The sequence below is a fragment of the Cupriavidus pauculus genome (assembly GCF_022179805.1).
Lineage (GTDB): Bacteria > Pseudomonadota > Gammaproteobacteria > Burkholderiales > Burkholderiaceae > Cupriavidus > Cupriavidus pauculus_E.
On record NZ_BPUO01000009.1, the window covers coordinates 183,725 to 208,441 of the forward strand.

General features: G+C 61.2%; 21 protein-coding genes and 2 pseudogenes. 14 read left to right on the forward strand and 9 right to left on the reverse strand.

Going from position 1 to position 24,717, the window contains the following annotated elements:
• Positions 1-23: 23 nt before the first annotated feature.
• The 5 genes from MFF62_RS20105 to MFF62_RS20125 are packed head-to-tail and all read left to right on the forward strand — an operon-like array spanning position 24 to position 3,988.
• Positions 24-518 (forward strand): arsenate reductase ArsC, encoded by a 495-nt coding sequence (locus MFF62_RS20105; RefSeq protein ID WP_238264888.1) that lies wholly within the window; start codon positions 24-26, stop codon positions 516-518.
• 3 nt (positions 519-521) lie between these two features.
• Positions 522-1,598 carry an ACR3 family arsenite efflux transporter gene (gene arsB / locus MFF62_RS20110; protein WP_238264889.1) on the forward strand — a complete coding sequence of 359 codons (1,077 nt, stop codon included), beginning with the start codon at positions 522-524 and terminating at the stop codon, positions 1,596-1,598.
• Between the two features lie 9 nt (positions 1,599-1,607).
• Positions 1,608-2,030, forward strand: coding sequence for an arsenate reductase (glutaredoxin) (arsC, locus tag MFF62_RS20115; RefSeq protein WP_238264890.1), 423 nt, complete (start codon positions 1,608-1,610; stop codon positions 2,028-2,030).
• Entirely contained in the window at positions 2,027-2,788 is a 762-nt protein-coding gene (arsH, locus tag MFF62_RS20120) for an arsenical resistance protein ArsH (RefSeq protein ID WP_238264891.1), read from the forward strand. The genes arsC and arsH overlap by 4 nt, the downstream gene beginning before the upstream one ends.
• A gap of 18 nt (positions 2,789-2,806) precedes the next feature.
• Entirely contained in the window at positions 2,807-3,988 is a 1,182-nt protein-coding gene (locus MFF62_RS20125; protein WP_238264892.1) for an MFS transporter, read from the forward strand.
• Between the two features lie 175 nt (positions 3,989-4,163).
• Here MFF62_RS20125 and MFF62_RS20130 read toward each other — a convergent pair whose 3' ends face one another.
• A complete protein-coding gene (locus tag MFF62_RS20130; protein WP_238264893.1) occupies positions 4,164-4,469 on the reverse strand; it encodes a hypothetical protein in 306 nt (101 codons plus the stop codon).
• Positions 4,470-4,991: 522 nt separating this feature from the next.
• On the opposite strand from MFF62_RS20130, the pseudogene MFF62_RS20135 reads away from it, so the two are divergent.
• A pseudogene (locus MFF62_RS20135) lies at positions 4,992-5,201 on the forward strand (hypothetical protein); the annotation flags it as partial.
• Positions 5,202-5,324: 123 nt separating this feature from the next.
• Here the strand turns inward: MFF62_RS20135 and MFF62_RS20140 are convergent.
• The 4 genes and pseudogenes from MFF62_RS20140 to MFF62_RS20155 form a co-directional block, all read right to left on the reverse strand.
• Positions 5,325-5,762 (reverse strand): hypothetical protein, encoded by a 438-nt coding sequence (locus MFF62_RS20140; protein ID WP_238264966.1) that lies wholly within the window; start codon positions 5,760-5,762, stop codon positions 5,325-5,327.
• 317 nt (positions 5,763-6,079) lie between these two features.
• A pseudogene (locus tag MFF62_RS20145) lies at positions 6,080-6,617 on the reverse strand (BamA/TamA family outer membrane protein); the annotation flags it as partial.
• Positions 6,618-7,192: 575 nt separating this feature from the next.
• Complete coding sequence (locus MFF62_RS20150) at positions 7,193-9,184, reverse strand: beta-propeller fold lactonase family protein (protein WP_238264894.1); 1,992 nt, start codon at positions 9,182-9,184, stop codon at positions 7,193-7,195.
• Between the two features lie 769 nt (positions 9,185-9,953).
• Positions 9,954-11,288, reverse strand: coding sequence for a tail fiber protein (locus tag MFF62_RS20155; protein WP_238264895.1), 1,335 nt, complete (start codon positions 11,286-11,288; stop codon positions 9,954-9,956).
• A gap of 224 nt (positions 11,289-11,512) precedes the next feature.
• On the opposite strand from MFF62_RS20155, the gene MFF62_RS20160 reads away from it, so the two are divergent.
• The 5 genes from MFF62_RS20160 (at position 11,513) to MFF62_RS20180 (ending at position 17,385) form a co-directional block, all read left to right on the forward strand.
• Positions 11,513-12,595, forward strand: coding sequence for a tetratricopeptide repeat-containing glycosyltransferase (locus MFF62_RS20160; protein ID WP_238264896.1), 1,083 nt, complete (start codon positions 11,513-11,515; stop codon positions 12,593-12,595).
• Positions 12,596-12,955: 360 nt separating this feature from the next.
• Positions 12,956-13,318, forward strand: a complete 363-nt coding sequence (locus MFF62_RS20165) for a hypothetical protein (protein WP_238264897.1) — start codon at positions 12,956-12,958, stop codon at positions 13,316-13,318.
• 2 nt (positions 13,319-13,320) lie between these two features.
• Positions 13,321-15,042 (forward strand): hypothetical protein, encoded by a 1,722-nt coding sequence (locus MFF62_RS20170; protein ID WP_238264898.1) that lies wholly within the window; start codon positions 13,321-13,323, stop codon positions 15,040-15,042.
• 160 nt (positions 15,043-15,202) lie between these two features.
• Positions 15,203-15,805, forward strand: coding sequence for a hypothetical protein (locus MFF62_RS20175; RefSeq protein ID WP_238264899.1), 603 nt, complete (start codon positions 15,203-15,205; stop codon positions 15,803-15,805).
• A gap of 23 nt (positions 15,806-15,828) precedes the next feature.
• Positions 15,829-17,385, forward strand: a complete 1,557-nt coding sequence (locus MFF62_RS20180) for an AAA family ATPase (protein ID WP_238264900.1) — start codon at positions 15,829-15,831, stop codon at positions 17,383-17,385.
• Between the two features lie 457 nt (positions 17,386-17,842).
• On the opposite strand, the gene MFF62_RS20185 is transcribed toward MFF62_RS20180, so the two are convergent.
• The 4 genes from MFF62_RS20185 to MFF62_RS20200 form a co-directional block, all read right to left on the reverse strand.
• A complete protein-coding gene (locus MFF62_RS20185; RefSeq protein WP_238264901.1) occupies positions 17,843-18,193 on the reverse strand; it encodes a hypothetical protein in 351 nt (116 codons plus the stop codon).
• Positions 18,194-18,196: 3 nt separating this feature from the next.
• Entirely contained in the window at positions 18,197-18,730 is a 534-nt protein-coding gene (locus MFF62_RS20190) for a helix-turn-helix domain-containing protein (RefSeq protein ID WP_238264902.1), read from the reverse strand.
• Positions 18,711-19,229: a hypothetical protein gene (locus MFF62_RS20195; RefSeq protein ID WP_238264903.1), complete on the reverse strand. Its 519-nt coding sequence runs from the start codon at positions 19,227-19,229 to the stop codon at positions 18,711-18,713. The genes MFF62_RS20190 and MFF62_RS20195 overlap by 20 nt, the downstream gene beginning before the upstream one ends.
• A gap of 966 nt (positions 19,230-20,195) precedes the next feature.
• Positions 20,196-20,522, reverse strand: coding sequence for a hypothetical protein (locus MFF62_RS20200; protein WP_238264904.1), 327 nt, complete (start codon positions 20,520-20,522; stop codon positions 20,196-20,198).
• A gap of 231 nt (positions 20,523-20,753) precedes the next feature.
• On the opposite strand from MFF62_RS20200, the gene MFF62_RS20205 reads away from it, so the two are divergent.
• The 3 genes from MFF62_RS20205 to MFF62_RS20215 all read left to right on the forward strand — a co-directional run bounded on the left by MFF62_RS20205 (position 20,754) and on the right by MFF62_RS20215 (position 24,709).
• Positions 20,754-22,433, forward strand: coding sequence for a ShlB/FhaC/HecB family hemolysin secretion/activation protein (locus MFF62_RS20205; protein ID WP_238264905.1), 1,680 nt, complete (start codon positions 20,754-20,756; stop codon positions 22,431-22,433).
• Between the two features lie 89 nt (positions 22,434-22,522).
• Entirely contained in the window at positions 22,523-24,283 is a 1,761-nt protein-coding gene (locus MFF62_RS20210; RefSeq protein ID WP_238264906.1) for a DUF2341 domain-containing protein, read from the forward strand.
• A 15-nt stretch (positions 24,284-24,298) separates the two neighbouring features.
• Entirely contained in the window at positions 24,299-24,709 is a 411-nt protein-coding gene (locus MFF62_RS20215; RefSeq protein ID WP_101683502.1) for an ExbD/TolR family protein, read from the forward strand.
• Positions 24,710-24,717 lie beyond the last annotated feature (8 nt).

Here is a 24,717-nt window from a genome sequence, read left to right on the forward strand (position 1 = left end):
CCAATACTCTTACGTAGCGCCCCATGACCACCAACGTTTTGATCTTGTGCACCCACAACTCGGCCCGCAGTGTGCTGAGTGAAGGGATGTTGAACCATCTGGCCAAGCAGCTCGGCCGTGATGTCCGCGCCTACAGCGCGGGAAGCTCGCCGAGCGGTCGTATCAACCCGTTCGCCATCGAAGTGCTTGGTGACGCAGGTGTCGACGTCAGCGGCTTTCGCAGCAAGAGCTGGGATGAGTTTGTGGGCGAAAACGCCCCGGAGATGCGAGTCGTGATTACCGTGTGCGACAGCGCAGCCGAAGAGGAATGTCCCTATTGGCCGGGTAGCCCCGTGAAAGTGCACTGGGGGTACCCCGATCCCTCGAACACCGAAGGTGGGGATGCGAAGAAGTGTCAGGCCTTCGAACTCACGCGCCAGGCGATCGCCTATCGGATGCTGCAGTTGCTGCTGCTGCCGATCGAAGACATGAGCAACGCCGAACTCCATGAGACGCTCCAGCGTCTGGCTGGGAGCTGAACCATGAGTACTCAGAATGTAGCGGCATCCAGCCAAGCCGCGGCCAAGTCGGCCATCAGTTTTTTCGAGCGCTATCTGACCATCTGGGTCGCGCTCTGCATTGTGGCCGGGATCGCGCTGGGCCAGATGCTGCCCGAGGTCTTCCAGGCGATCGGGCGCATGGAGTACGCCCAGGTCAATCTGCCCGTCGGCGTCCTGATCTGGGTGATGATCATCCCGATGCTGATCAAGATCGACTTCGGCGCGCTGGGGCAGGTCAAATCGCACTGGCGTGGCATCGGTGTGACCTTGTTCATCAACTGGGCGGTCAAGCCGTTCTCGATGGCATTGCTCGGATGGATCTTCGTGCGTCACCTCTTTGCGCCGTTGCTGCCCGCCGATCAGCTCGACAGCTATGTGGCTGGCCTGATCCTACTCGCCGCAGCACCTTGCACCGCGATGGTCTTCGTGTGGAGCCAGCTGTGCAAGGGCGACCCGTACTTTACGTTGTCTCAGGTTGCACTGAACGACGCCATCATGGTGGTGGCGTTCGCTCCCGTTGTCGCGCTGTTGCTGGGCTTGTCGTCCATCACCGTACCGTGGGACACGTTGCTCACTTCGGTGGCGCTCTACATCGTAGTGCCGGTCATCATCTCGCAACTGCTGCGCAAGATGCTCCTGAGTCGCGGCGTCGCGTATTTCCAGCGCGTGACCCAGAAGCTAGGCCCGTACTCGATTGCTGCGCTGCTCCTGACGCTGATCCTGCTGTTCGCCTTCCAGGGCAAGGCCATCATCGATCAGCCGCTCGTGATTGCACTGTTGGCGGTACCCATCCTGATCCAGGTCTTCTTCAATTCCGGACTTGCCTACCTTCTGAACCGCAAGCTGGGCGTCGCACACTGCGTAGCGGGTCCGTCCAGCCTGATTGGCGCCAGCAACTTCTTCGAGCTCGCGGTGGCCACTGCCATCAGCCTGTTTGGCTTCCAGTCGGGTGCGGCACTCGCTACGGTCGTTGGGGTACTGATCGAGGTGCCGGTCATGCTGCTGGTCGTCAATATCGTCAACCGTTCGCAGTCCTGGTACGAGACCAAGCGCAACTAAGGAATCCGAATGTCGGTAACGATCTACCACAACCCCGAGTGCGGCACGTCACGCAATACGCTGGCAATGATTCGCAATGCAGGCATTGAACCAACGGTCATTGAGTACCTGAGCTCGCCGCCTGGCCGGCAGACGCTGCAGCAGATGATCCGTGACGCAGGCCTGACGGTTCGCCAGGCCATCCGCGAGAAAGGTACCCCTTACGCGGAACTCGGCTTGTCCGATCCCTCCCTGACTGACGATCAATTGCTGGATGCGATGCTGACCCATCCGATCCTGATCAACCGCCCGTTTGTCGTGACCGGACTCGGCATTCGCCTGTGCCGCCCCTCGGAACTGGTGCTCGATATTCTGCCCGCGCCACAGCGAGGCGCCTTTACCAAGGAGGATGGTGAAGTCGTCATCGACGCGCAGGGGAGGAGGGTCCAATGATGGATTTGCCCAATATCGTCCCCGCGGTGCTGGAAACGCCCAATCTGAACAAACTGGAGCCGGCACACGTCAGTACGCACCCGCCGCGTATCCTGCTGCTCTACGGTTCGCTGCGCGAGACGTCGTACAGCCGCCTGCTCGTGCAGGAAGCCGAACGAATCCTCCAGCATTTCGGCGCTGAGACCCGCATATTTGACCCGCACAGCCTGCCGATGGCCGACAGCGTTCCCGCCGACCACCCCAAGGTTGTTGAGCTGCGCAAGCTGTCGGAATGGTCGGAAGGCCAGGTGTGGTGCAGCCCGGAGCGCCACGGCACGCTGACGGCTGTGTTCAAGAACCAGATCGACTGGCTCCCACTGGAAATCGGCGGCGTCCGCCCGACACAGGGCCGGACGCTGGCCGTGATGCAGGTCAGCGGCGGCTCGCAGTCGTTCAATGCCGTCAACGCACTGCGTGTGTTGGGCCGCTGGATGCGCATGGTGACCATCCCCAATCAGTCATCGGTCGCCAAGGCGTACGAGGAGTTTGACGCCAATGGTCGCATGAAGCCATCGTCCTACTATGACCGGGTCGTGGACGTCATGGAGGAACTCTACAAGTTCACGTTGCTGGTTCGCGATCGCAGCGACTACCTGACAGACCGCTATAGCGAGCGCAAAGAAGCGGCACCTGCGGCGGCTACGACGCTCGCGGCAGCGGCCATGAGCCATGAGCAGGACGCTCAGGTCGGCGACACCGATACCGGCGAAGTCGAATAACAATCGAACGGGATGGCCATGGAGCCTAGCAGTAGCGTGATCGCCAGGCTGGGCATTGCCCAGACGCTGGCTTGGGGGTCGACGTATTACCTGCCGGCCATGCTGGCGACGCCGATGGCGAAGGATCTCGGCGTATCGGCGCCCACGGTATTTGCGGCTTTCAGCGCAGCACTGATCGTGTCGGCGCTGATCGGCCCCTCCGCCGGCAGGATGATCGATCGAACCGGTGGCCGCTCGGTATTGGTGGCCACCAGCCTGATATTTTCCCTCGGACTCGCAGGTCTCGGCTTCGCGCAGGGCGTGATCGGGCTGTTCGCCGCGTGGCTAGTCCTAGGCGTCGGGATGGGCGCTGGCCTCTATGAGGCGGCATTCGCGACACTGGTGGCGCTCTACGGCAACCGCTCCCGTGGCGCCATCACCGGCATCACGTTGATTGCCGGCTTCGCCAGCACCGTCGGCTGGCCACTCTCGACCTACATGGAAGCCCATATCGGATGGCGGGGAGCGTGCCTTGCCTGGGCCGCCCTTCATTTGACGCTTGGGTTGGCCCTGAATCTCAGCATGCCTCGTGGCGCGATTCCAATCGAGAGGCCCATGGCGCGACCGTCCTCCGCAGCCGCGTCGCCAGAAGAGTCTTCGCAACGCTTCGCATCATTTGCGTTGGCATTTGTCTTTGCGGCGACCTGGTTTATCAGTACCGCCATGGCTGCACACTTGCCTCGCCTGCTCCAGGCCGGCGGCGCGACGCTTGCCACCGCCGTCCTGGTAGGCGCGCTGATCGGGCCCGCCCAGGTCGGGGCGCGTATTCTGGAGTTTGGCCTACTGCGCAAGGTCCACCCACTGCTATCCGCGCGTATCGCCGCCGCAATGCATCCGCTTGGCGCACTGGCTTTTGGCTTGCTGGGCGCGCCGGCCGCGGTGCTGTTTGGCGTTCTGCATGGTGCCGGCAACGGCATCCTCACCATCGCAAAGGGCACGCTCCCCCTGGTCATCTTCGGCCCGGGTGGCTACGGGCACCGACAAGGCATTCTGATGGTGCCGGCCCGTGTTGCTCAGGCACTGGCGCCCTGGCTTTTCGGCATGCTGCTCGATATTGCCGGCGCCAAGGCGCTCTGGCTGTCGTCCGGCCTAGGCTGCGCAGCAGTTTTGATGTTGCTTGCCGTTCGGGATGTGAAATCGGCGGAGGCTCAACCGGCTTGAGCGACACCCAGCCAACCTACGCCATTTCACTCCAGCAGCATACGCCGCAGGGCCAGCGAGTTAGTATTGCTGATCACATTGTGATCATGACCGACGCGGTTCGTCGACATCGCTGCCCGAGAACGCTCGCTAGGCTACGGCGCGCCAAATCCTTGGCACTGGTCTGGTTTTCGCGTTACATCGCAATGGCACTCCCTTGCGCGCTTGTTTGAGGTGCGCGCGATCGGACCGCCGTTCGTTTCGGTCCGATCGACATGACAATCCATTCGATCGCTGGGTTCTGCGGGCTTTGCCGAAGGCAGCCAAGGGCGACGAGCTTCTCGACTCGCCACAGCGGGATAGATCCCACCTCGGTGTTCCGTTCGGGATCCCAGAGGCTAGCCCCGACAATACGTCCATGAATCGGCGACCGACGGATGAGCAGCTTGTGCCCTTGTTGTAGCAGCGCGATGATTCTGCGTTGTTCGACGGAGAGGCTCATTTTCGCTCTCCATCGATGCGTCGAATGTCAAAGCTTCTCATACGGTCAGAAGAAAAATCGGCGCCCACGGTCAAGGGAACGCCGGGGCCAAGTCGAGATGGGGTCAAATCAGCTCGATGATTTATTCTCGGTATTCAGGCGGCAATACCGCTTCAGTTGGGCTAAAGAATGCGAGCGACTCGTGGCGAGAACTACGAGGCGACGCCCACGGACAGCACGCGCCTGAACCAAACGCAAAATAAGGCCACCTGACCAAGCGTGGCCCGCCGAGGTAGTGTTGCGCTTGGCGGCAGTTCAGTATGCGCATCCACCATGGTCAATACATAGCCAAAACGGGTTATTCGTTGCGGTAGTCGTCCCCCTTTGTAATCTGCTGTGCTCTTAGCGACTCGCGCCATGCCCTCGGACCATTCCGGAAAAAGTCTCGGGGTGTCGCCGCCCGTGTTTGTTGCGCCCGGGAAGAGCCTGATACCCCCAACCCTAAGGCGGCGGGCGGGCCTTCGGGCTCCTGGCGGCGGCGTCACCCACGCCATGCAGCGGACCAAAGCGTCGCTTATCTACCGTAGAGCTTAGAAACTTCGCGCGGCGCAATTTCTGCTTGGCAACACAAAGCTGGAGAGCACAGTTCGTTACCTCGTTATCGAAGTCAACGATGCGCTTGAGATGGCTGAGCCGACTGGAGTCTTAACAAACCGCCGCCCGGTGAGCCGCGATTCGACACGAGGGAGGTAATTACCACACCCGATCCTAGGCATCCTCCCGAATTTCTTCAGGATCCGGGAAAGCGGATCGGGCGATGCGTGTGGGAATGTAATTTGCGAACTCGATTCGCGACCAGCAAAGCAGTGCTTTCGGTCAATCGTAATATTTGCCGTGCTTGCGCTTGTGATGGTGCTTGCCGCGGTCATGATTGTCGGAGTACGAATTACTGCGGGAGATGTTGCCACCGAGCGCAGAACCGGCTCCACCACCCACCGCTGCGCCAACGAGCGCGCCGGTCGTCCCGCCCATCGCATTACCAGCGGCAGCGCCTGCACCACCTCCAATTGCGCCACCCACTACGGCACCCGTGCGTTCGCGGCCATTCGAGGTAACTGCGCCGCCGGCTGCGCCACCCATAGCGCCACCAACAATCGCGCCTGTGCTGCCGCCAACGGCATTTCCAACTGCTGCGCCAGCAGCACCGCCTAATGCCCCACCTGCTGCATTCTTCAAGTCGCTCGCCATGAGCGACAGCGATGTAGTAGCGATAGCGGTGGCAACCGCCATCCGAGCTGCAATCTTCTTTTGCATTGACTTGTCCTTTCTTTGAAAAGCTTGAACAAGCTTAGCATCCACGCGTACTTCACATTTTACCAAAACAGAATAAATTGCGCCAATTGTCACTATATTCTGGTATTTACCGCGTATCGCTTGTGTTTCGGATTGCGCAATTCTATGTTGTGGCTCGAGATCCTGACCTGTATCAAACATCAGGCGAGAAAGTTCATGCCGCATCCATAATCGCTAAGGAGCCTTTTGCGATGAGTCGCTGCATGGACTGGAAAAAGCCCGGCGAAGAGAGTTCGCAGCGTGGATGCTGTCGAAGCTTCGCTTCCGCCGCCAACACTCTAGCGCCATGCGCTTCCGACCTGGAGATAAAAAGTGTTTTGGTCTTTGCTGTGGGCAATGTCGATACCCATCGATATGCCGCAGCTTGCGGGCGATCATGTAGCGAAACCCTCCGCCCACGCTAACCTCTGTAGCGGCGTCGGAAAATCGTGCCAACGCCCGTATGCCTTGCCGGCTCCTGAGAAGGCGAGCAAGGACCACCGCGGCGTGACGTCCCAGCGAAGTTCAATTTCCGCAGTGATTGCATTGCGATCCTGATAACGCCCCTTCTACACACCGCGCAGATCAACATACGGCCGCGCATAGACCGGCGTTTCCAGTTGAGAACTTGGTATCGGCACGCAGACCCAGGATCCATGTGCGCGACAGAGGCAGCCACGTAAAGCCGCGCGCGTTATACATGTCGAAGCTCTGGGTACTCCCAAGTCCCGCATGTGCGAACTGTGCTTCCAACTCCGCGCAGGTACCCTTGCTTGGGAAAAAGAAATCGTAGTCGACGACGATACCGCCCTTGGCGATCCGCTGGCTCTTGTCAAATGGCGCTCAACCGGAGAATCGTGCCCGGTCGAAGATACCGCGTCAGCATTGACTTTTGCTGCTGCAACGTATCCCGGTATGCCAGTCAGTCAGCCGCGAATGCGGATCGACGGAAAACGCCTAAAGGCGGCCCGAGTCTGGCCTGATGTTCCCGTGGACTAGTTGCGTTGTATTGTTGGGAACTGTGGCAATTCGGTACGAGCCGACGAACGACCGTTAATTCCTCGCCTGCTGCCATCGGAGCAATCGAAGTTGAACGTCTCAGAAGGGTCGACCAGCGACTGCCGGCCATGACCACGGCCATCCGGTCGGCCGAGGCCGGCAAGCTAGCGTCATTCGCAGATGGTCGAATGACCGCTGAAGAGTGAAGCACCGCCAGCGAGCCCAGGCTTGCGCCATGCATGACCTAACCGATAGATACAGTGCGACGAATCTACATACGGATACGGCGATAGCCAGGCCCACGACCTGGCCATCGAGCGCCGCCATGCGGGACAAGCTCTGCCCAAAAACTACGCCAATCCACCGACGACTCTGGGAGATCGGTCCTATGAGTGGGCGGACGGCGCTGGCCTTCAGTGCGTCACTGCGTAGGTGGTTGTTATGACACTGGGCTGAGGTAGTGCCGAATTGAGCGTCGCTATCAGAGAGAGCGCGCCATCGGCGCCAATCATGTACTGTGAGACGGTGGAAGCCTGATTGTTCACCACATAGGCATACTTGCCAGACGGGTCCACGGTGACCGAAGTTGGGAACAACCCAACATTGACACTGGCCCCGGCCATGGGCGAGAGCGCACCGTCAGCACCAATTGTGTACTGCGAGACGGTGTTGCTCGTGTTGTTTGCCACGTAGGCATACTTGCCAGACGGATCCACGGTGACCGAAATCGGGTTGGAACCAGCACCAACACTGGCTATAGCCATCGGCGAGAGCGCACCGTTGGCGCCGATCGTGTACTGCAAGACGGTGTTGCTCACGTTGTTTGCCACGTAGGCATACTTACCAGATGGATCCACGGCGACCGAAGCTGCGGCGCTAGCACTAACACTAGCGACGACCATTGGCGAGAGCGCGCCGTCGGCCCCAATCGTGTACTGTGAGACGGTGTCATCCGCGAGGTTTCCAACATAGGCATACTTGCCAGACGGATCCACGGTGACGGCATTCGGGGCGAACCCCGCATTGACACTGGCCGTCGCCATCGGCGTGAGCGCACCGCCAGCACCAATCGTGTACTGCGAGACGGTGTTGCTCATGTTGTTTGCCACGTAGGCATACTTACTAGACGGATCCACGGTGACGGCATACGGGCCGGACCCAGCATTGACACTGGCCGTAGCCATCGGCGTGAGCGCACCGTCGGCGCCAATCGTGTACTGTGAGACAGTGTTGCTCAGGAAGTTTGCGACATAGGCATACTTGCCAGACGGCGCCACAGTGATGGACCACGGGAAACTGCCAGCATTGACACTGGGCGTGGCCATTGGCGAGAGCGTACCGTCGGCCCCAATCGTGTACTGTGAGACAGTGTTGCTCCCGTTGCTTACCACATAGGCATAGGCATTACGCGTGCACGTCACGCCGATGCTGGTCACATTGCTTGCAGCAACTGCGCCAGATCCGTTGGCCACCGTGCAGGTCTGACCGGCCGGCTGGGCCCCCACGGACAACGCATAGGATGTCGCGCCCAGTCGCGGCGTCGGCATGGTGAATCCGCCGTTCGTGCTGATCACCTGCGTGTCGCCATTGGTGTCGGCCAACTGTAGGCTCGTGCCGGCGATCAGACCGGAGACTATGCCGCCCACGGTATAGGTGGGGGGCAGCGACGCATTGCGCGAGAGCGCCGCGTTGGCGCACAGCCGGCCGCCTGCCGGGGAGTCTGCGCAGGCGGTCAGCGTCGCCGCCCCGGCGGCAGTGGCAGAAGCGGGGCTGGCAACCTGGGCGCTGCGGCTGTCAGCGGCCGGCGTTGCCACGAAGCTCGCGTCATCGCTCGTCCACGACCAATTGGTGAGATCCCCGATGCCGTCCACGCCATCCGAGCGGCGCACCGTCACCGACACGGTTTGCGCGGCGCCGCCGGCCGTCACGGCCAGGGTCGCAGGCGTCAGCGCGAGCGTGTACGACTTGGCCTGCGCGGCCTGCACCACCAGGTGGGTGACGCCCGACGCGCCGCCGCCGCCAGGTAGCGTCGCCGTGACCGTGATATCGGCGACGCCGGCAGCGAGTGTCTGCACCGTCGCATAGATGCCAACGGGTGAGATGACCGAGGCAGCGGGCGCCTTGTCCGAAGCGGACACCACGGTCGCCACGCTCGGATCGGACGAAGTCCAGGCGAAGCTGGCCCCTTTGATCTCGGTGCCGTCGGCCGCGAGCAGCGTCGCCTTGAGCGTCAGCGTGCCGCCGGCCACCGGCGCAGCGCTGCCGGTGTCGAGCACCAGCCGCGATGCCGCCGGCGTCGCGGCTGGGGTGGATGGACTGTCGTCGGAACCGCAGGCGGCAAGCAGCGCCGCGGCGAGCAAGGCAAGGCCGACAGCGCGCGCGCCGGCCAGAGCGTGTGGAAACATGGACCCAACCCGTTTGATATGAAAGAGGGCCGAACCCTTGCGGGCCAGCGGCCAGTGACACGCTCTAACGGCGTGCGCTGCGCGCGACTGTAGCAGCGCAAGACATTCACCACACCCCCCATTTGGGGTGACTGGTGAACAATGCCCCTTTAATGACACCTATATTCCTAGTGAGACACGTCCATGCCTTCTTGCCAAGAGGATGGAATCGGATCCCAGTAGCTCCTGACTACTTGTCGGCCGAAACCCTCGCGCGTTGGCATTGCGCCTTTCCCGTGGGCCGGTAGCCGCCATGTGCCGGCCACCCCCTTTGCCCAAACAAACGATGGGCGGCAATAAAGCAGTTGCTCACCTCGAAGGTATTGGCTGTCTCAAAAGGGTCGATCTGAGCCATCTGGTGTGGCTCGACAGATCGCTACCGCACGACAACGGCAAACGGGGGATCTACGAAGGCTCGCAACTGCCTCCAGACCCTTCTTGGCGTTCAGCCAGGCAGCACCTGGACGGCTGGCAACGGCTTCTGGTGGTCGGTGTGCATAGGCATGGCGCAGCCAGTGCGGCGATGCCTTACGTAGCAACACCTGTGGGCTCGCGCGCCTGCACGCCATCGGTCACCACAGCAAACGCAATGCCGGTGTGCGCCTGGCGGAACCGGCCTTATCGGCCGCGCTCCACCTGCGCCGGGCGTGTCTTCCTGTCGAACCCTAGCTGCATGGCATTGGGACACTCAGATCTCATGGTGGCCAAGTGTCCCATCAGGGATAGAAGCTTACGATCGGCTCGGGAAGATGCCCTGCGTGCAGATCACGTAGTACAGGCCGGTCGGCTCCAGCGCCCGCAGATCCGGCAGCCGGAAGTTGGTGACGCCGTCGCCGCCGAACTTGGTACCCAGCAGCGCGAACAGGGCCTGATTGCTCTGAATGCTCATGACGCGCCCGTCGGCACGCATCCCGCCAGCCGCGAAGCTTGTGGCGGACAGCCACACCGTGGCCATCGTGCAGTCGCTGCCAACGCCGTCGCCCACGACGGTGTCGCCGTTGCCCAAGCCGGGAACCGTGCCAGCCGGGCCCGTGGCGCCAGTTGCGCCTGTGGAACCGGTCGCGCCCGTGGCACCCGTTGCACCTGCCGGCCCGGTAGCGCCCGTGGCCCCGGTTACGCCAGTCGCGCCAGTCGCCCCATTTGAGCCGGCGGTGCCCGTGGCGCCGGTCGGGCCAGTCGCACCGTTAGCACCCGTTGCGCCGGTAGCGCCCGTAGCACCCGTAGCACCCGTAGCACCCGTAGCACCCGTAGCACCCGTAGCACCCGTATTGCCCTGAGGCCCCGTGGCGCCAGTCGGTCCCTGCGGACCCGTCGCTCCCGTTGAACCATCCACACCGTTTGCGCCCGTCGCGCCGGTGGCACCGGCCGCCCCCGTGGCGCCGGTTGCGCCCGTAGCACCCGTTGCGCCAGTGGGGCCCACCGGACCCACCTTGCCCTGCGCCACATCGCTCGATAGCGCTGCCAGTGTCGAATTGGCCAGCTTGAGCTTGGCCGCGATCTCTTCCAGGCGATCGTCGTAGTTGTCGCCGTTGCGGGGATTGAACTTCTGGTTCAATAGATTCAGCGAATCGGCGTCGACACCGAGGGACGCCAGGCGTTGCTTGACCTGCGTGATGGCCAGCGCCAGCTTGTCGCTGGCGGCCGCGGCGGAGACCGTCGAGAAACTTGCGAAAAATGCTTCGGTATCGGCATTGCCCGACGCTGCCGCGACTACCAGTTCGGTAATTGGCGTGACGTTGGTGGTGCCGGCACTTTCGATGTACGAATGCAACACTTCGCCCGAGGCTGTGGTTACACGCAGTACACAAGGCAGCGCCAGATTAGCCGTGGAGGCGCTCCAGTTGCCATCTGCGCCGGTGGTGACGGTAGTCTGACCACTGACGCACTTGATCATCAGCGCCGCATTGGTGATGGGCGCACCCGTGGCTGCCGTGCCCGAAATTGTTGCTGCCGGCAGTGCCGTCGGGGTGCTGGCGCTGGTTCCTGTGTCGTCGCCGCCACCGCAGCTGGCAAGAAGTACAGCGGTGGCAATCGAAAGGGCGGCAGCCCATTGTCGTTGTTTCATTTTTCCCGTTCCCGTGAGAATTGATAGTTTTTGAGGATGTGGCCTCGGAAGCGGGTATGCGGGGCCGCTGCGCGTGGCGGCCAGCATGTTAGCGATGATTGACTCAAACGGGGCATTGCATTTTCACCCCCCGTCGGAGGGGCAGACAGGCTGCGCGCATGATTCGCGCGGGACCGGCAAAGCGGGTATGCTTCGCCCCGGATTTTTGCTACTCGGAGTCTCGCGTGACCCGCATCTGCCTGAACATGATCGTCAAGGACGAAGCCCCGGTGATCGAACGCTGCTTGGCCAGCGTCAAGCCGTGGATTGACCATTGGGTCATCGTGGACACGGGGTCGAGCGACGGCACGCAAGGCACGATTCGCCAGTTCATGGCCGACGTGCCGGGCACCTTGCATGAGCGCCCATGGCGCGACTTTGCTCACAACCGCAACGAAGCCATGGCGCTCGCCCGCACGGCCATGGCAGGCGCGGACGTCTATCTGCTGTGTGTTGACGCCGACGAGACGCTGCGCATGGCACCTGACTTCGCGTGGCTCGACCTGCAGGCCGACGGCTACCAGTTTCGCTGCGAGCTTGATGGCTGGCACTACTTGCGCAACGCTCTGGTGCGCGCGTGTCAGCCATGGCGGTGGGAGGGCGTCCTGCACGAATATCTGACGCAGGACGGGCCGCACCGTTGGGAAGCGCTACCTGAGGCCACCATTGTCGTGTCGCGCGACGGCGCGCGGGCGCGCGATCCGCACACGTACCTGCGCGACATCGAGTTGCTGGAAAAGGCTGTCCGCGAGGCGCCCGGCAACACGCGCTACCGCTTCTATCTCGCGCAAAGCTGTCGCGATGCGGGCAAGCTGGACGAGGCCATCGGCCACTATGAGGAACGCGCCGCGATGGGCGGCTGGGAAGAGGAAGTCTGGTTCGCGCGCTTTCAAATCGGTGCGCTGCGCGAACGCCGCGGCGACGCACAGGTCGCAGTTCAAGCGGCCTATCTCGATGCCTACCAGCTTCGACCCACGCGCGCGGAACCGCTCTGCGCGCTGGCGCGTTACCACCGGCTGCGGGGCGAATTCGCGCTCGCGCACCTTTTCGCGCAGCAGGCCGCCGCCGTGCCGCGTCCGTCCGACTCGCTGTTTGTCGACGATTCTGTCTATGTGTGGCGCGCACTTGATGAACTCGTCGTCAGCGCTTTCTACGTGGGCGCCATCGACCAGGGTCGCCGCGCACTGCAGCGGCTGATCGCGGAGCAACAGTTTCCCGAAAGCGAACGCACCCGCATCGTGGCTAACTGCCAGTACTTCGGTATCTAGCGCCATTCGCATGTTCGGGGCTGGGCATTAGAGTTCGGGATCCCGGAGCGCACATACTCGCAAATTCCGTTTCACTTCCTACTCGGCAGGCTCGTGCTTGCTATTGCCCGCCCCGACCTTTGTGGGGTAATGAGATGTGACGCAAACGCCGAAATTCATGTGATGATGCGGACCCGGTAGCGTGCGTGCGCTGCTACCGCTCGTCGAATCTATTTGCCCGTTGGCCCTGAAGCGGATTACTTGAGAATGGCAAGGAAGTTATTGAGCGCGGCGCCGACCTCAACAGTGTCGACGCTTGCATCGGCTCGCCCGTCGCCCGGAGTTGGATTATCCGCAGCGAAGCTTGAGGCGCGACTGCGTATGAAGCGGTCAACCGGGTATATCGAGGCAATACGCAAGCTTGATGCGGGTGGCCACACGCATGACCGCCAGGCGGTAGAAGCCGTTGTGGCCGCCATCCGTGACGAATTGCCTGATGTCACCATCGACCAGTTGCCGGTTGGCATCGTTTCCCAGTGTTTTCTGGGCGAGCCATACGAAGTCCATACCCTCGACCGGGTCGGCAATATTGTCCATCACTACAAGCGTTTCGAATCACTGCCGCCGTTGCTCGGTCGTGGCAGGGTGCTGGCTGCCAGCGGAAAGTACGCGTTTGTAGAGATCTACACCGATAAAGTCATCGCCGTCTCTGATAGCGGCGACGTGTCTATTGTCAGGGATTGAACATGAGTGCTGGCGAAAGAATTATTCAGGTTGCTGATCTCACGCTAATCACTCGGGGTCTGCAGAGCATCAATCGTGATATCGAGGCGGTATCGACTCAGGTTTCTGCTGTTGGCAACGAGTTAAGCGATACGCGATCAGAACTGGCCCGCCTGGAAGAGGCGTTCATGCGCTTCGTGGAAGCCGACGTGAAAGCGAAGGAGTTGGCGCTCGCCGAAACGCGTCAGGTGAAGGTCCGTCAGGCGCTGGAGACGACCTATGGCTACTACGCCGATGTGCGTCGCCAGGCGACAGGTATCCTGCAGGCGGCAGACCTGAGCGTGGTGCGCGGCGAGACGATGAAGTCCGCGACCGAGGAACTGATGCTGCAGGCGCCTCGGTACTGGCTGGCGCCGGCGTTGGTGGCCCTGGCTGCCTGGCTCAACGATCAGGAAGACCTGGCGCGTCGCGCCCTGGCCGAAGCGCTCAGGCGCGATGACGAAAAGACCTCGCTGCTCTTCGCACTGGTGTGTCGCCGCGCCGGTCGTGTCGAAGCCTGCAGGGCATGGCTGGAGCGCTATTTTGGCATGCAAAACCCTGCAAGCCTGGATCGCCAGACCGTGGTGTTGGTCGACGCGTTGGCAAGTGGGGTGTTCGGCGGCGAGATCCGGATGCATTGCACCAGGCAGGTGGAGCAATGGGTCGAGGAATTGAGCGAGGCCGCCGGTTTCGTTGAAACGCAGCGCGCGCAATGGGAAACGGGCTTGCGCGTGAAGCTCAAGGAAACCGATCATTCCGGCAAGTACTCGCATCTTTCGCGCTTCAGCCCGACGTGGTCGCGCCTGAACCAGTCTCTGAACGAAGCGGCCTTGCACAAGGACGTCCTCGAGCACTTCCGGAGCATCTTCGAGGGCGCGCTGGAAACGGCGCGCAGCGTGGAAGCGGCCGTGGATGGGCTGCTGGACAAGCTGGTGTCGCGTTTCGACGATGAAGAGCTCCCGCTGCGCCGCGAAGACCATCTGAACCAGTTGATCATTAACCATTCCGGGGATCGGCCGGCGGCGGAGCGCAAGCACGCGCTGGAGACGGCGGCGCTGGAAGAGACGGTCAGTTTCACGCAGTTGCTGACAAACGCGGCCATGAACCCGGAACTCAGTCATGCCACGCGTGCGACCCAGCGATACGCCATTGCGCTATCTCGCGCATGGGTGCGAAACGCGCATGACGACCTGACAGCATCGTTCCGCAACCAGGTGCCCACAGATATCCAGATTGCTGTCGAAGGCTGGGAGGGTGTCACCCGCAATGGCGACAACGAGGCCCCCTTGCTCAGTGCGCTCGGCCAGCATCTCGATAATGAGCGTGACAACACACTGGCCGCGATCAAGCTCGGCTTCAAGCATTTTGCCGCTCTTGCCGTGGGGGTGATCGCTGTCCTGATGACACTCAGTGCTGGCTGGTTCTCCCTGCTCGTTGGCGCTGTGGCTATTGGCTGGTTCTTCATGGCCAAATCAGAGATTGCCAAGGCGAAGGCGAAGGTCGTCGAGGAAGCTGCTAAGAAAAAGGAGCAGTGTTCGGCGGCCCTTAAGGCGGCACTCGCGGAAGTCGTGGAGTGGCGCCGCGACGTCGCGGCGCGCGATGCCTTCGCGGCCCACGTTGGTCACCTGCTGGACGGCATTTCCCCTGAACAATACACGTCGAGCACGCACGAAAAGACCCGTCGCGTGATGACGCAAGCTGCATAGGAGCCCGCCCCATGGCCCGTAATTTGATGACCGACGCTAGCGCCACGCAAGCCGCTTCAGTCGAAGTTCCCAACGCGGATGCCGGGGCGACGCCCGCGGCGCAGGTTGCCAACCCCGTGCCGCTTCCGGCCAACGAGGTCCTGGCCGGCGCGTTTCCACAGTGGAATCTTCTACCCGCAACGCCGTTTCTGCGCCGCGTGCGGTAGATGGAACGATGACGCCTCCGGATACCTACGCAAGCTGGTCATCCTGTCTCGAGCTGTTCGAGGGCGCAAACCAGGACGAAGCGGTGATGCAGGCGATGAACGCCGGCTCGCTCAGCTGGACTGGCGGCGTGGCGCCCTTGTTTGCCGAGCGGGTGAGCGGTGTGGTCAACCAGCGTTTGACGTGTATCGCCAAGGACATCTCGCGTGACCTGAAATTCGCTGGGAACCACGGGTTGCTGACGAATGCGCTGCTTAACGCGCGCAACAAGCTCGCGGTGCTTTACCGGTTTTCGCTGTGCGCTCCGTTCCCAAAGGAGTTGTCGGAATTGGTGCAGACGCTGGTTCGCAACTATGCGGAGCAGGCGCAGCAGTCGCTGGAGGACTCGGCGCGCGCGGACCGGAGTGGGCAGCTAGGTTACATCCTCCGCAACAACAGCCTGCTGCGTTATGCCGAGCAGGCGGCGAACATGCCATCCTCGGCCAGCCCCGTCGCTGGCCAGGAAAATTCCCCGATGGTTTCCACCGGCGCCCGCCGACGCAGAACCATTCTTGCCTGACGCTTTGCTTTGCCAGTCCCTCCATGAGTGATACCAAGGAATTCCGCAGCACCCTGACGCGCTATCTGAAGGCCCGTGTCCCGTTTATCTCCATTCGGAGTGCCGAGCGGGCCCGCGTGCTCGATATCCTCAAGGATATCTCCCAGGGTTTGAGCAATGCGCCAATGTATGTGCACACCCTTTCACAAGGCATGCGGGAGCTCGTGAGCAGTCGGTCGGCCAATGATGACCGTTCCGTGCATGGGGCGCTTGATTTCGCCAGTCAGCAGATCGCACAGCGTCAGAATCTGACATTTGTTCTGACGGAAGTCGACGACATTGAGGCGGATTCTGCCTTTGCACGGCAATTGCAGGATGCCGTGATGCTCGCGGCAGAAAATGGCGGGGCCATTGCGGTGATCACCACCAAGCCCGTATGGAGCCAACTGCAACGGCTCGGTATGTCGCTCGTCCTTTCGGCGCCAAACGAAGACGAGATGCTCGAGATCATTAAGGAGCAGATCGGCGCCTATCGTGCGGACTATCACATCGAATGGGATGAGGCCGACGAGCGGGAGGCCGCGGCCATTCTTACCGGCGTATCGCGTATCGAGGCCGAGAATATCATTGCCACGCTGTTGGCCAACGGCAGTATCGTGAAGTCCGATCTGACCCAATTGACGCACGCCAAGGACCGGATTTTTGCCGACATCTCCGGTATCGAGCGGGTCCAGGTACGTGGAGCAGAACTTGACGTAGGCGGTCTGGGTGGGCTGAAGCGATGGCTCGACAAGGAGCGCCCACTACTGACCGCGGACCTTCGCGAGCGCGGCATCCGGCCTCCGCGAGGGGTATTGCTCGTAGGCGTTCCTGGCTGCGGGAAGTCGCTTTCGGCAAAGGCCATTGCCCACAATTGGAAGATGCCGCTGTACCGGCTGGATCTGTCTACCATTCATGGTCAGTACCTGGGCCAGAGTGAGGGACGGCTTAAGGACGCGTTGAGTACGGCTGACCACGTATCGCCATGCGTGCTCTGGATCGACGAAATTGAAAAGGGCCTCGCGGGTGCCATGCAAGGTGCGGGCGACGGCGGGACCTCTACGCGGCTTGTTGGCCAGTTCCTGTACTGGTTGCAGGAGGCACGGTCGCGGGTATTTGTGGTGGCGACCGCCAATGACGTGTCCCGCTTGCCGCCAGAATTGCTGCGTCGCGGCCGATTCGACGAACTGTTCTTCGTGGATTTGCCCACGCCGGAGGAAAGGCGAGAAATCATCAGTATCTACGTCCAGCGCGGCCTGAAGCGTGGCGTGGATACCGATTTGATGAGCGAGTTGGTTGACCTGTCGGAAGGCTTTGCGGGTTCGGACCTGGAATCGGCTGTGCGTGAAGTCGTCAAGGAAGCTTACCTGAACGGCGATGCGGCGGTGTCGAATGAGTTGTTCCGCCGTAGTTTCCAGAACGTCGTGCCGCTGTCCAAAACGAGTCCCGAGCAGATCGAGTCCATCAGGGCCTGGGGGCGGGACCGCGCGGTTCCCGCATCTGGCAATCCTATTGGGGGAGCAAGCAATGCCGCACGGGCCCGCCGTGCCGTGCTGGCGTAGTCGGATTCGGGGAAATCCGACGGTAACGTACATCATCGCCGCCATAGCGGGTGGCACAGTAGGGCGTTGCGGAATTTGAAGGCATGCAGGAGCTCAAACTGATATTCGACGCCTTCCCACACAAACGTCTCTGCGCGTGACGTGTATAGTCACGCCGCCATAACATCAGCATTCTTCCACGACTACTTGATACCGGCAGAGTTGCCTGCCAACACAAGATAGGGCCTTGGCGCGGGATTTCTCCGCAACCCCAGTTTCTTGCCCATGTCGTAATGGAGCGAAGGCAGGTAGTTGGGATCGATAGGCTGCGCGGAAATCCGCCCTTCGGGGCGGGCGGGTGCGGCGGTTGGGCGAGGCGGGGCGTTGCTGCCCGGAACTATGGATATGCAGTGTATCCATTGGCCGTGAGAGAGAGCGGCGCCAAGGCGCCCCAAGCGAAGTGCCCGCCTATCCCCAATTACTTCGGGGAAACTTGCGTCGAATTCAGAACTTCTTTTACTTGAGAGGTAAGCTTCTCATAGTGCACGGTGAGGCTTTGCTCATTGGCTTTCAAAGCATGAACGATCATTTGGCACATCGAAAGAAGTTGATGAGTTGGGATCGCAATTTGCGTTGCAACAGTTCTACTTTCGACGCCTTCCTCTATTTGCTCTTCTGTCTGAGGGGTTATGGAATGAAATACGAGCTTCGAAACAGGGGCGCCGATGATAGCTTGCGAAATTCCATCTACATAGATTTCAGGAAGCGGTGATGGGTATTCCAAGTCAAAAGTGGTGCCATCCTTCCGATTCTTATAAATCTTTGACATAGCTCAATCCTGAAAAGTAATCTGTGCCAACTCAATAAAGCTAACGTCTTCGCAACTTGGGGCCTGGAGAAGTTGTTTTTCGCATGGACTCGTAAACAACTTGTAACCGCTAGCTAAATCCCATTTGTAATCGCTACCGAAGTTATTTGACTGGTCCTCAATGGTGAGGAAAACGGAGGAAGCCAGTTCTGCAATCAAGGGGTTGTCAGCAACCTGGACCATTGCCCATGCTGTGTTGCGGTAAGCAGTTCCAACATGGATTTCCACCTCCTCGCCTACAGCATCTGCAAGCTCGAACAATGTGTCGAGCGTAATGTTCGCCCCACCCAGTTGTCTGGAAACCTGGGATTCCTTCTTACCCATTTTCTCGGCTAGGGCTTTCTGTGAAATTCCCTTTGCCATCATCACGCCCTTGATCTGAGCGGTAACGGCGTACCGTCTGAGCTTCTTTTTAGTTTCGGGCGAAGGGCGCCGTGTCAGAAAAGCCCCAAGGCCTTGAGGCTTTCTTTCTACAACTTCATTTTTTTTTGTCGGCATGGAACGTTACCTGTGGCTTGGGGTGAGCCCTCATGTCGCGAGAGTAGTCCTTGTACAAAGCAATGGCGTGATTTTGTTCTGCCGTAGGTGCCTTCTGAGTTTTTTTCAGGAACGAATGAGACACGATCAGTTGGCGGTGACGGAAGGGGCAGTAGAACCACGGCGTTCGCACTTGGCCATTGATGAGTTCATAGATGGTTCGGTTGTTATCTTCGTACTTAAAGTGGACCATCGCATGACAGTTCCGGTCGTTGAGTGGCGGATTAAGCATGTCCTGCGCGCACGCAGTTCTGAGCATGATGAGCGAACTGACAAACGACCCATAGTGCTTCTCCGAGTATCCGCCTACCGCACCAAACAGGTCACCGGATTCGTCCTCCGGTCCAACGACCGGAAAGTAAGCTTTCCATCGCATCGGGTAGCTGGACAGCTTGGTACCGCTCACTTCATCGAGCACCTTACCAATCTGCTCGCTGAACAACTCCCTGAGATGAATCATTATCGGTTCACTTATATGTCAATTCAAGGCTCCTGGGGCGGAGCATATCAAAAAATCTTTGCTTGTGGGGCTCATAAGCGTCTGCGACCTTGCCGAGGTGTCCCCAACGCTTGTTAAGTACGCGCCCGGCGTGTCCAGCAACCGCTGAGCGGACAGGGCACAGCACATAGCCGGGAAGCGCGAGGCTGGCAGCGTGCGTGTCCGTTTTGCCAGTTGGACTGTGGGTTCCTATCGTCGAGGTAAAAGCGGGAGGGCTGATTCAGATCAAGCCCCGACGCAGGTCGATTTTCTGGCTTTTTTCCGGGCTTTCCCAGAACGGCGCGTGGTTGAGCTAAGTTGCTGGGGATCGAGTTCTTTTCCTCGTACCATTTTCAGTTCTTTCTGAGATTGAAAGATGAACAAAATCAATGGTTTAGCTGAATGTGCGCAAGGCGAGGGTCTGTCGGCTCTTTCCCAGTTTTTCAGCTGCTCTACTCAGAATTAACCCAGGCAGCGTCCTCGGCTACCGCCTGAACCGATCGGGGCGCTACGGCGCCGGGTTGCTTCAATTTATGCAGTTGCACGTCCGCTTGTCTGGGACGTAAGTCGAGCTGTCTCGCTCACCGACACCCCCCCTCCAAGCGATGCCGGTGGGCGGCGCAAGACCATGACCGTCGCGGTGGAGGGTGTCGCCGGCGCGATGGTGGAGTAACGGGAGGGGGCACCAAGCGATATGCAGGCGACCCTATGCATCGAAAAGGATCTATAGAGGCCCAGTACCGCGGCATCAGTTCGGCGGTCTAGGCCCCTTGCTGTCTGTTTGCAGGGCGCCTGTCCTTAGCCTATCCATCGATGGTTCAGGTGGCATAGGCTGCGACCGATATGGCGCGATTCTGCAATAAGAGTCGTTTGGCGCACATTAAGAACGGCGACATCGGCAGGCACGAACTGGACGAGGACACTACGTCAGTAGGGGGGCTGGCCTTCCTATTTGTTGTCCACGGGCCGCTGTGGCAGCACGGAACTTCCGAAGGTATTGCCCATTCGGTGTTCGGTCGCGGCGCGGTTATACAGGCCGAGCTGATTCGACGGTCGATTCGCTATGGATTCCGAGCCGAGTTGCCGTTGCTCGGTCGTTGCACTGTGTGCTGGCGCCAATTGCTGCGTCAGGCAAGCGTACGAAGGTGCGCGCTCCCCGTTGACCTCCACGTCTACGCAGGTGGGCTTGGCCGGCGAGTCGGGCATGTCGGCCCATGCCAGGTCGCTGACGACGATCAACGCCGCGATCACCGCAATCCCCTTTCCATTCCACATGGCGTCTCCTTGATTTGCGTGAAGTGTCACGCCGCATTCCGTCTTTGAACATGAAGTTTTCGTGACAAACGACATATCTGCCAATGACGGACCGTCTAGGCATCTGTGCGTAACGCTGACATGAGCGCTGGTCATCATGTCTCGCGGCGTGATGCCCCCAGATAGTGTCGTCCTTGGTCGGGACCATGGCACGCGGGGCTGGCAATCGATACAAGAAGGTCGAGTCAACTCATGCGAGTCAGGAAGAAGAAGGGCGTGTCGCCGCCATGGCAGGCGGTGTGCGCAGCGGTGATTGGACTGGGAACTCAGGGGGCTGCGCTGGCGCAGGCCGACGGGGCGAAGGCCGACGCGGCGGCCCCAGTCCAGGTGCAAAGCCAGGCGCAAAACCAAACGCAAAGCCAGACCGAGGCGCAGCCGGAGCGCCGCGTCGACATCAACGAATACGTCGTGCGCGGCAACACGGTGCTGGACGTACGCGCGATCGAACGCGCGGTCACGCCCTATCTCGGGCCGTCGCGCACGCTCAAGGACATTGAGGCGGCCCGCGACGCGCTCTTGGCCGTCTACCAGGCGAAGGGGTACCAGTCCGTCTACGTCGATCTGCCCGAGCAACAGGTGACCGGCGGCATCGTCTATCTGCAGGTCAGCGAGACCCGTGTGGGCCGCGTGCGCGTGGTGGGCACGGAGTATCAATCGCCGCGCGAGGTGCGTGAACAGGTGCCGGCGCTCGCCGAGGGTGCGGTGCCAGACTTCACGCAAGCCCAGGCGCAGCTTACGGAACTGAACCGCAGTGGCAAGCGCCAGGTGATGCCGTTGGTCAAGCAGGGCGCGCTGCCGGGCACGATGGATGTGGATCTCAAGGTCGAGGACAGCAGCCCCTGGCGGGCAAGCCTGGGTGTGAATAACGACTACAGCGCGGACACGAAGGAGTTGCGCGCCATTGCCTCGATTGGCCACGACAACCTCTGGCAGCTGGGCCACAGCGCGTCGCTAAGCTTCTTCGGCTCGCCGCAGGACCTGAACCAGACCCAGGTGTGGTCGGGCTCGTATCTGGCGCCCATTCGGGGCACCAACTGGGGCGTGGAAGTCTCGGGCTACCTGTCCGACAGCAACGTAGCCACCGTGGGCGGCACCAACGTGCTGGGCAAGGGCCATTCCATCGGCGTGCGCGGCACCTACACCGTGCCGAACAGCGGGGCCTGGTATCACGCACTGAGCCTGGGTGTCGATTTCAAGGACAACAAGGAAGAAACGCGCCTTGGCTCGGCAGGCGACACCGTCCCGCTCAAGTACGCGCCCATCACCTTGTCGTACGCTGGCTTTACGCAAACCGCGCGGGGCCAGTACGGACTGAACGTCGCGATGGTGGCCGGCACGCGCAGCTTCCTGGGCTACGGCAGCGACTACAAGGAATTCGACTACAAGCGCTACAAGGCGTCGCCAAGCTTCCTGCTGCTCAAGGGCGATACCAATGGCACGTACAACTTCGCGGGCAACGCCCAGGTGGCGTGGCGGCTTGCGGGGCAAATCACCGATTCGCCGCTCGTGTCGAGCGAACAGATCGCTGCCGGCGGCATGAATTCTGTGCGTGGCTACCTGTCCGCCGAAAGCACGGGCGACTACGGCGTGGTGGGCTCGATCGAAGTCCGCACGCCGCCGCTGGACTTCTTTGGCAGCACGATCGAGGACTGGCGCGTCTACGCGTTCGCCGATGCGGGCCAGCTACGTCTGCGCGATCCGTTGCCCGAGCAGACGAGCCGCTTCTCGCTGGCGTCGGTCGGCATTGGCACCAGCTTCCGACTCGCACGCTACGTCAATGGCCGGCTCGACCTGGGCATTCCACTCAAGGATGGCCAGCGTACCGAGCGCTACGACCCGCGGCTAAATTTCAGCGTCATCGCGACCTATTGACCGCCATTTGACCCCGAATTGATTCGCTGGGGCGCTTAGCGCCTCGCATCCAAACCGAATTCCGAAGAACGCAACGGAGAACCCTTGTCATGCGACGTTCCCTCCTTCTGCTGCTTGCTCTGGCGAGCACGCTCCTGCCGAGTCTGGCCCATGCCTGGTGGCAACCAGACTGGGCCTATCGCAAACCGGTGACGATTGATGCCGGGCCGCAAGGCGGCAATATTGGCGGCAACGCTGGCCGGACACCGGTTCTGCTGCGTCTGCATACCGGCAATTTCAGCTTCGAGGGTGTCAGCGATTCCGGCGCCGACCTCCGTTTCGTGGCCGGTGACGACAAGACCGTACTCAACCACCAGATCGAGCAGTTCGATCCGTTGCTGGGTATCGCGCTGGTCTGGGTGGAAGTGCCCGCCGTGTCGGCCGATGGCAAACAGCAGATCTGGATGTACTACGGCAACCCGAAGGCGCCGGCATCGGGCAATGGGCAGCGCGTGTTCGACCCGGATTTCACGCTGGTCTACCACTTTGCCGAAGGCAGCGTGCCGGCCCGCGACAGCACTGCCTATGGCAACAACAGCCAGACGGCTGTGGTCGGTATCGAAGGCACGGTGATCGGCAAGGGTGCGCAACTCGGCACGACCGCGCTGGCGCTGCCTGCCTCGCCGTCGCTGGCGATCCAGGCCGGTGGTGCGTTCACATTCTCCGCGTGGGTACGCCCTGACCAATTGGGTGCGCAGCAACTGCTCTACACCCGTCGCGACGGTGCAGGCGAGCTGCTCATCGGTGTCGACCAAGGCGTCCCGTTCGTGCAGGTCAACGGCCAGCGCAGCAATCCTGGCCAGCCCATCCAGGCCGCCCAGTGGTCGCATGTGGCCGTTATCGCCGATGGCAAGGCCGTCACGCTGTACGTCGGCGGCCGGTCGGCCGCGACCGTGCAGGCAGCGCTGCCCGCACTGAATTCGCATGCGTTCATTGGGGCGGACAGCGAGGGCAAGGGCGCGTTCCCGGGCGCCATCGACGAAGTCCGGGTCTCGAAGGTGGCGCGGCCGGCCGCCATGCTGCTGGCCGATGCCGTATCGCAAGGCGCCGATTCGCGTCTGGTGGCATTCGGCCCGGACGAGCAACAGGCCGGAAAGAGCCATTTCGGGTACATCCTCGCGGCGATGCCGCTGGACGCCTGGGTTGTCGTGGCGGTACTGGGTCTGATGATGGCCGCTTCGTGGACCATCATGATTACCAAGGGCCGCAGCTTCGGCGCCAATGCACGGGCCAATGTGGCCTTCATGGCGCAGTTCCGTGAAGCATCGGGCGTATCGCTCGACCATCTGGCCAAGACGGGCCGTGTCACGGCCGATGTAAAGCAGCATTCGTCGCTCTGGCGTTTGTACGAGATCGCCGTCGACGAGCTGCACCGCCGCCATCAGATGGGCTACGACACCAACGCGGTGGGGGCGGCCACGATTGGTGCCATCCGCGCCTCGATGGATGGCGTGATGGTGCGCGAGAGCGAGCGTATGGCCAGCCGCATGAACTGGCTGTCCACCACCATCGAAGGGGCCCCGTACGTCGGCCTGTTCGGTACCGTGATCGGCATCATGCTGGTGTTCGTGGTGGCAGCTATGGCCGGTGCCGTGGACATCAACTCGGTGGCGCCGGGTATGGCCGCGGCCTTGTTGTGTACGGCCGCAGGCCTAGGCGTCGCCATTCCCGCGCTGTTTGGCTACAACTGGCTGGCCTCCCGCTCGGACGCCATCGCCGCCGACATGGCTGTGTTCGTGGACGAATTCGCCACGCGCCTGGCCGAAGAGCAGGGCGAAGGGCGTCACGCGCCTGTCCTGCAACGCGCCTGAAGCGGAGCCGCGATCATGGCAAACGCAAACAGGTTCGGCGTACGCAAGCGCAGTGGTGGCATCAATATCACCCCGTTCGTCGACGTCCTGCTGGTGGTGCTGGTGATTTTCATTCTGACCAGCAATGCCAGCATTCCGGGCATCAAGGTAGATCTGCCGAAGGCAAGCGCGTCGGTCGCGCTGGAAAAGCCCAAGACCAAGGCGATTACCGTCGATAACGCGGGCCAGGTCTTCCTGGACGCCTATCCCGTGTCGCTCGCTGAACTGGAGGAGCGGCTGCGGACTGAGAAGGCGCTGACACCGGATTTTCCGGTCATCGTGCGCGGCGACGCGTCGGTGCAATACGCGAAGGTGGTGGAGGTGCTCGATCTGCTGCGCAGGATCGATCTCAACCAAATCGGTCTGGTGACCGGCAAGCCGGCCTGAGGGAGCGA